General features: G+C 39.7%; 5 protein-coding genes. All 5 read right to left on the bottom strand.

Going from position 1 to position 7667, the window contains the following annotated elements; translation table 11 throughout:
- Positions 1-1243, bottom strand: a 1243-nt coding sequence (locus tag Q0W26_RS10460; RefSeq protein WP_298524963.1) for a CoB--CoM heterodisulfide reductase iron-sulfur subunit A family protein, incomplete at its 3' end; no start/stop codon positions are given.
- 386 nt (positions 1244-1629) lie between these two features.
- Entirely contained in the window at positions 1630-2565 is a 936-nt protein-coding gene (radA, locus tag Q0W26_RS10455) for a DNA repair and recombination protein RadA (RefSeq protein ID WP_298524960.1), read from the bottom strand.
- A gap of 22 nt (positions 2566-2587) precedes the next feature.
- On the bottom strand, positions 2588-5239 hold the full coding sequence (locus Q0W26_RS10450; protein ID WP_298524957.1) for an OB-fold nucleic acid binding domain-containing protein: 2652 nt from the start codon (positions 5237-5239) through the stop codon (positions 2588-2590).
- Positions 5240-5372: 133 nt separating this feature from the next.
- Positions 5373-6776 (bottom strand): undecaprenyl-phosphate glucose phosphotransferase, encoded by a 1404-nt coding sequence (locus Q0W26_RS10445; RefSeq protein ID WP_298524953.1) that lies wholly within the window; start codon positions 6774-6776, stop codon positions 5373-5375.
- A gap of 49 nt (positions 6777-6825) precedes the next feature.
- On the bottom strand, positions 6826-7665 hold the full coding sequence (locus Q0W26_RS10440; RefSeq protein ID WP_298524950.1) for a glycosyltransferase family 2 protein: 840 nt from the start codon (positions 7663-7665) through the stop codon (positions 6826-6828).
- Positions 7666-7667: the final 2 nt, after the last annotated feature.

Here is a 7667-nt window from a genome sequence, read left to right as displayed (position 1 = left end):
TGGAGTACATACAACATACTCTGGAACAGTATGGTTTACCGATTTGTTCATCTCTTGAACCTACACAGTGGATGAATGCAACACGTTTAGGTTCGATACCGTCGGAAGGTTTGATTACGTGTCCACCGGTAGGACCTGATGCGTTAATCATTCTTTCAATTTCCATAGCAGTAATTACGTTTGAGAAACGTCCGTATCCGTATTGGTAGATTCCAGATGGGTCGAATGGGTCGTAACCGATTGCAGCAACAATAGTACCAACTTCTAATTCGATAATTTCAGCTTGTTGGTTGTGGTCAATTGCATCTGGTCCACATGCTTGTACACATAAGTTACATTCGATACAGTAATCTTTATCGATTGTTGCACATAATGGTACAGCTTGAGGGAATGGGATGAATGCTGCTTTAACCATACCTACACCTTCGTCGTAGTAGTTAGGTATTTCGATAGGACAAGCTTCTTGACAGGATCCACATCCAGTACATAATGCTTCGTCAACGTATCTTGGTTTTTTCTCAACTTTTACTTTGAAGTTTCCGATGAATCCGTCAACTTCTTTAACTTCAGCGTAAGAAATTAATTCGATGTTTTCGTGTTTTGCGCAGTCTACCATCTTAGGTGCTAAAATACACATTGAACAGTCGAGAGTAGGGAAAGTTTTATCTAATTGTCCCATTCTTCCACCGATGGTTGGGTTTCTTTCTACAATGTAGGTTTTGAATCCCATGTCACCTAAATCTAATGCGGTTTGGATACCTGCTACTCCACCACCGATAACTAATGCTTTGTTATCTACTGCTACTTTGGTAGCTTCTAATGGTTCAAGTAATCTTGCTTTTGCAACAGCCATACGTGTTAAGTCTTTAGCTTTTGCAGTAGCTTCTTCAGGTAAGTCCATGTGTACCCAGGAGTCTTGTTCCCTTAAGTTAGCAAATTCAAATAAGAACTTGTTTAATCCAGCTTCTTCTACACATCTACGGAAAGTAGGTTCGTGAAGACGAGGAGAACATGCAGCTACAACGATTCTGTTTAAGTTTTTCTCTTTAATGTCCTCTTGGATCATAGCTTGTCCAGGGTCAGAACACATATATTTGTAGTCGGTTGCGTAAACGACGTTAGGTAATGACTTAGCATATTCTGCAACGTCAGGACAGTCGACTACTCCACCAATGTTTACACCACAGTGACAGACGTAAACACCTATCCTAATTTCTTCGTTATTATTTATTTCTTCTGCCATATTAATTCACCTTGTACAAGTCGTGAAAAATATCTAATATATATAAAAAATTGCAATTTTTAAAACAAGTCTAGTAAAATTTTACATACTATTAGATATACATATGTAGTAAATACACATATTTAAAGCTTTCTTATGAAATATTAGAGTAAAGTATATATATGATGAAATAAAATATTGATTAAAATTACTTTATAGCTTTTAAAAAGAATAAATAGAGCTAATTATTTCAAATAAACATTAATAATTCATATTTGATGAAATAATAACTTTTGGCAATGTTAATATTAACAAAATTTAGGTATGACAACATGACATTGACGATAGGTGTAATCAAATAGGTTACACTAGTAAAAATATAAGAAAAAAGAAAAAAAGGGTAAAATTTAACTAACGATACCTTCGCTAGTAATTTTAAATACACATTCGCCTTCAGGCAAGTGAGGAGAGTCCACAAGACGTGCAATCCTTTTACCTGCAAGACCTTTCTTAAGCCAGATTCTGTAAGTGGAAGCGTGACCTAAAACGTGTCCACCGATAGCTTTTGTTGGGCTACCGAAGAAGGAATCAGGTTTGGCCTGAACCTGGTTTGTAAGGAACACCGCAACATTATAGGTGTTTGCGATTTGCTGAAGGGAGTGTAAATGTTGGTTAAGCTTTTGCTGCCTTACAGCAAGGGATTCCCTTCCGACGTATTCAGCCCTGAAGTGAGCCATCAATGAATCGACGATGACCAGTCTGACATTGGTTCCGCTTTGAATGAGTTCATTGATCTTGTCGACCATGAGGATTTGGTGAGCTGAGTTGAATGCACGTGCAACATGGATTCTGCTCAATACCTGCTCGACGTCCATGTCAAATCCTTCAGCGATTTGCCTTACCCTTTCAGGACGGAAAGTGTTTTCGGTATCGACAAATACACATTCACCGTCAAGACCGCCCTGTTCAACAGGCAATTGGACAGTAACAGCCAATTCATGGGAAATTTGACTTTTACCTGATCCGAATTCACCGAAAACTTCAGTGATTGACTGGGTTTCGATTCCACCGCCGATTAAATCGTTGAATTCCTGGCTTCCTACAGTAATGTGACCGACGTCTTTTCTTCTTTCATCCACTTCCAAAGCGGTTTCAAAATCAATGTTTTCAGCTCTACGCGCAGCTTCAATAACTTTTTCTGCAACACCTTCACCGATTTCTGCTTTTACTGACAATTCTTTTGGAGTAGCGGTAGCTAATCTCATCATATCAGCAAAACCTGCGTCTTTTAATTTTTCTGCTGTTTTTTCACCAACACCTGGTAAATCTGCTAATTCTACCATAATAATCATTCCTTTTGCTTATTTAAAAATATTTGTTTAAGATTTTTTTAGGGCGTAGCCTATTTTCTTCATTGTATTCGTCAAAACTTACGTCAGCTATAATTTCAACAGTTAATCCATTTAAGTCTTCAAGCTTGTCTTCAATTCCATAACCGTCATCAATAAGACTGATAATTTCCTCTTTTTTCATTCCGATTAGCTCTTCAGCCAATTTGTCAAAGAATGTGACCTGAATGTCACCGGTATCATCTTCGATTCTTGTAGGGAGCATGAGAAGATAGTCCGGTTCATCGAAAGTGTATCCGCAGTTGTCACAGACATATTCATCAATTGACTCTTCGACAGTGGCGCTGCAGTTAGGACATTTCTTAAGAATGGCCCTTTGGGTGCTTACATCCTTGATTGTACCTGTAACGCAAACGTTTGTATCGTCTTCAAGCAGGGATTCGATAGTTTTTGGAACATAGATTGCTGCTAAAAGCTCATCGATGGAAGGCAGTTTCTCGAGTTCGCTTTCGCTAGGTTCAAGAATGGTAGTGGCCCTTGATACATTTGCTTCAAGGCGATTGTCCATATTCAATGCCAGGCGAGGATTTTGGAGTTTGATTCCATCTCCGATTGCCCTTTCCTTTTGAGCATCCTTATCCCATAGTGCGACTCTGATGGTGCCTGTATCATCGGCAATCTCGATGTTTCTTACATATCCAACATCTCCAGTGTCCCTGTCGAATTCACGGATGTCATTCAATTCTATAATTCTACCGATAATGATTGTGTCCTCTTCCTCTTCGTCAAGATCCTCAATCTTTTTAGGATTGTAGATGGTTTTTTCCAATGTGGACAATTCAGGAATGAACATTGCTGATGCCTGTTCTTCAGACAGTTTGATTACTCTGGAGCCGCTTCCGATGTTTAGATCAACGCTCATCATACCAAGTCTTGTCCTTGCATTTTCAATTTGGTATGCGTCTCCAACAACATATTCTTCCTGTGCCCTTTCATTCCAGAAGGACAGCTGAACCTTGCCTGATTCATCTGCAAACATCACTGAACGGACAATTCCAACAGTTCCGTCGTCACGTTGGAATTCGTTAATGTCATTGACAGAGAGAATCCTTCCGACAATGTCAATCTCTTTACCTTCATCGTCAATCTCTCCTATGGTTCCGATTGGAGTAGGCCTCAGTTGTTCACGGATGTTTTCGAACTCGTCCAGCTCCTCGATTGTCAGGTTTTCAGGGTTGATTGTGATTTGGGTATTGAAATTGGTATTCATTGAGTAACCGCTTTCGGTATAATCGTCAAAGCGAACGTCTCCGCCGATGATTTTAATTATGTCTCCTTTATTAATCGGCAAAGCAGTGTCGTCACCCCATACTGTGACTCTGATTGAACCTGTTGAATCTCCAACATCGAAGTTTCTTAACCTTCCTTCGCTATTGTCGGTTTTTCTAAGGAATGTCCTGATGTCCTGGAGTCTGACTACGACACCTTTGATTGAAACATCCTTTTGTTCGCTTAAATCTCCGATTTGGGAAAATTCCTGTTGGATTTCAGGAACATCATATTCCCCTTTGATGATTCTTCCATCCCAGTGGGTAAGTGAGATTTCTGCAACTCCGTCCCTGTTTGTTCTTTCACGGGCCTGAGCTGCGAGGATTTTAACTGTATCTCCATCCTCTAATTTCAAGTCATTGATCAGTTCAACGTTTTTATTCCATAAGGTGTAAGTGATTTTTCCGGTTGCATCCTGCAATTCGAGGGAAGCGACTTTTCCTTGCTTTCCATTCTTTTCATAGCTTCTGATGGTTGGAATCCTGAGAATCCTGGCAATGATGTTCACCTTGGTTTCAGGCTCGATGTCGGCAATGTCAGTGATGCTTTCTTCATAAACAGGATATTTTGTGGCATCCTCTTCAAGATGTGCGATTGATGACCTTGGTCTTAAATTGGCTTCAAGGCCTGCGAATCCGTCCTTGATGTCGACGTTCTTGATTTGAATGATGTCTCCTTCATTGAATTTCTTCAAAAGAGTCATGTTAGGAGTCCAGAAGACACATCTCATTGTGCCGGTATTGTCCTGAAGCTCAACATTGCAGACTTCACCCTCTTTACCTTTACGGGTCTTGAATGATCTTTTGTTTGAAATGGATATTACTCTACCTGCAATGGTAATGTCCTTGCTTCCGTCTTCCAAATCCTTGATTGATTTGTCCTGATACTCAGGTTTTTCGGAAACGACTTCAACTTCTTCTTCCTTATCTTTTATTTCACTGACAACCATTTCCGCTGAAGTAACACTTGTATGAAAAGAGATGCTTGCATTTTCCTGATTTATTTCACGAACACGGTTTAAGAATTCCTCTTCGCTAATCTTATCACTGACTTTATCATAGTGTTCGCGAATCTCTTCGGTCATTGTAACTTCATCATCATCTTCACTTTCTAAAGAAATATCGAATGGTAAATCTTCAGAGGTTTCTTCTTTATTAGCACGTTCTAACTTAGGTTTTTCAACACCGAAATTTTGTAAAACAGTATGTGCGGCATCTACATCATCAAGAAACCCTACATCAGACTGGGCTTCACGCACTTTCTCTATTTCGGCTTCGAACTCTTCTTCAGAAAGTTGATCTTTGATTTTTTCGTATAATTGTAAAATTTCTTCTTGCATACCAAACCCCTCATAGAAAAGTTAATTATAATTTTATAACTAAACTATATAAAGTCTTAGAGACAGAGCATTTGAAAAGTATTATTTGAGTTAAAATTTCAAAAAAAATATCGTCAAAAGTGACATGCATTTTCTAATATGCATTCGGATTTTTCTTTACGGCAGTTTTAATCATTATAGCTAAGTCCAAACCCATGTGCCAGTTTTCTACATACTCAATATCATATTCTATACGTTTATCGATTGAGGTATCGCCACGGCAGCCATGAATTTGAGCCCAACCGGTTATGCCGGGTTTTACTTGATGCTTGACCATATATTTCGGAATGCTTTCCTTGAATTGGTCAACGAAGTAAGGCCTTTCCGGTCTTGGACCTACAACGCTCATATCTCCTTTCAATACATTGAAAAATTGAGGCAATTCATCAATACTAGTTTTTCTGATTATATTTCCAATAAAAGTCTTTCTAGGATCATCCTTTGTGGTCCATTCGGATTTTTCCTCATTGGGATTCTGCACTTTCATGCTTCTGAACTTATACATCATGAACGGCTTTCCGTGATGGCCTATCCTTTCCTGTTTGAAGATTATAGGTCCGGGTGATGTCAGCTTGATGGCGATTGCAGTGAGTATCATTATCGGAGAAGTGATGACAATTGCAATTATTGATATCACATAATCTGAAGTGTACTTAAGGAACTTGTTGAAGTCATCGTCAAGTGGAACGTACCTTATGTTGATTATCGGAATGTCCTCAATCATGTCTACTGACGGCTGGGCCGGAAAATACCTTATGTAGTCCGGAATGATTTCCGCCTTGATTCCTACCTTCTCACAGCTTTCCACAAGTTCATTTATACGGTAATAATATTTCAAAGGAATGGCGAGAACAACCCGGTCATAGTTGTTGTGCTCTAAAACATAATCCAAGTCCTTGAATTCTCCTATCACTCTGCTTCCTTCAATCTCATTGCCCACATGCTCGGGCCTTCCTAAAAACCCGCTTACAACAAATCCCAGATAAGGATTCAATCTGATCTTGCGGGCAAATGTGAATGCAAGCTCATTGTCGCCGACTATAAGTATGTGCTTAAGGTTCCTGTTGTTTTCTCTGATGTTTCTTAAGAAACTCCTGACTGCAAACCTTTCTATAATTCCGAAGAATGTGGCTATTACCGCCAGAAGGAAAAGCATTATCCTTGAGAAGTTAGGCTGGTTTATGATAAAGAGAATTGAAACCAGAACAAAGAACGCCACGATGTTTACCTTCATCAGCTGGGTTGCCTCTGAAAATATATTCTTGTAGGTACGGCGTGGCTTGTACAGCCCGAAAGCAAAATACAAAATCAGATATGTCGGAATCACGGCAAAGACTAAAAATAAAAGATAGCTGAAAAAGCCCAGACGGCCTCCGATAGGCCCGAAAAGGGTTGTGTCAAACCTCAGCCAGAATGAGCAGATCAGAGCCAGCACTATGACTAGGACATCAAGCAATATCAATATTATATTAAACAATTTCTGATTTTCCTTTATCATAGCAATTACCGAAAAACTAGTTTTAATATAATATTAGTTGATATATTATTTAACTTTTCTTTTTAAACAAATTTAAAAACAGTTTTAAAATGCACAAAACAGCGATTCCGATGTATACAACGATGTTTACGACAAATGAAGATTCTGAGGCATGATGCTTTTTGTAATAGATATACATGGCACGGTAAAACTCATAAATAAGCTTGCTTTTTTGCTTCTTGCTGCTTGCCCCCTTTAAATGGGTTATGGATGACTTGCCGTGATAGACTATCTTCCATCCGGCCTGCTTTATGCGGTAGCACAGGTCAATGTCCTCACCGTACATGAAGAAGGTCTCGTCAAGCAGTCCGACCTCATCCAGGGCCTCCTTTCTTATGAACATGAACGCTCCGGTAAGGCAGTCGATTTCATAAACCTCATCATCGGGAAGGTCTGTGAGATTGTAATTGTCGTCCTTGCTTCTGTTTGGAATGTGGAAAAGTCTGAAAAATGAGTTCTTGACGTTTGGAAATGTCCTTTTGCATGCCTTGTCAAGCTCACCGTCCTCAAGCCTTACCCTGCAGCCGCATGCACCGACATCATCGTGGTTTTCCATGTAATCGTAGACTTCCTCAAGGCAGTTCTGCCAGACTACGGTGTCTGAGTTCAGAAGAAGTATGTAGTCGCCTGTCGCTTCCCGCAGGGCCTGGTTGTTTCCTGCTGCAAAGCCGTTGTTTTCTTTGGAGGCTATGAACTTTACTTTGTTATTGAAACAATCCTTCAATCTCGCTAGGCTGTCGTCGCCTGATGCATTGTCGACTACGATGATCTCATAGCTGAACGGATGGGAATATTCCAGAACGGAATTTATAGTATCCCTTGTCAGGTCGAATGTCCGATAATTCACAATAA

The sequence above is a fragment of the uncultured Methanobrevibacter sp. genome, from assembly GCF_947169325.1.
GTDB lineage: Archaea > Methanobacteriota > Methanobacteria > Methanobacteriales > Methanobacteriaceae > Methanocatella.
Note: the sequence above shows the minus strand (reverse complement) of the source record. Positions and strands in the feature narration are given on the sequence as shown.

Bases quoted from the DNA above. Each gene is read 5' to 3' on its own strand.
- radA (WP_298524960.1), bottom strand. From the start codon at position 2,565: ATGGTAGAATTAGCAGATTTACCAGGTGTTGGTGAAAAAACAGCAGAA.
- Q0W26_RS10450 (WP_298524957.1), bottom strand. From the start codon at position 5,239: ATGCAAGAAGAAATTTTACAATTATACGAAAAAATCAAAGATCAACTT.
- Q0W26_RS10445 (WP_298524953.1), bottom strand. From the start codon at position 6,776: ATGATAAAGGAAAATCAGAAATTGTTTAATATAATATTGATATTGCTT.